Origin of the sequence: Rahnella perminowiae (assembly GCF_019049755.1) — a bacterium.
GTDB classification, from domain to species: Bacteria; Pseudomonadota; Gammaproteobacteria; order Enterobacterales; family Enterobacteriaceae; genus Rahnella; species Rahnella perminowiae.
This window is the reverse complement of sequence record NZ_JAFMOS010000058.1, coordinates 1-520: the sequence shown is the minus strand read 5'-3', so window position 1 is coordinate 520 and position 520 is coordinate 1. Positions and strand designations below refer to the sequence as shown.

The following is a 520-nucleotide window of genomic DNA, read 5'->3' as shown; positions in this document are numbered from 1 at the left end:
CTCATTATAAAGTCTTTGTATAAATTCACGTTTTACCTCATCAAAACTTTCGTCAAGATTAAATATAGTTATTAGTGAATGAATTGTGTCAAGCAAACAAGACTGAGTTGCTCTAAGCAAATATCCTGAAACATCATCTAGGTTGATAGGAGTTGGAATCAAATTACTAAGGGAAATTGCTTTTCTAAATTCACCTTCAACTTTCCCTATTAACCCACTAACTCTTCGTTGCGCCACCATAAATAAAGACATCTTAGGATTTACATTTTCAAGGGCACTAAAATGGAAGCCGGCGCCTTCACGATGACTCATTTCATTTTCTATTTTGGAAACAATTGCATGCTGTTTAGATGATAAATCCCTAGCACTTCTTAGATAAGCTAACTTATACGACAGGAAGTTAGATGCTCCATATTTAACACTATGTTCAAGCAAAAAATTCAAAGCAGTTTCAGAATCGAGATCTTCAATTTTTGATAAAGACTTAATAACGTTTAACATTCCAACTGCTTGATTAGAG

Annotated in this window: 1 protein-coding gene; it reads right to left on the bottom strand. The window is 33.7% G+C overall.

The features are described 5' to 3' along the window. On the bottom strand, window positions 1-501 hold a 501-nt coding region (locus J1785_RS00285; RefSeq protein ID WP_217218521.1), incomplete at its 3' end, for a hypothetical protein. Between the last annotated feature and the right edge of the window lie 19 nt (window positions 502-520).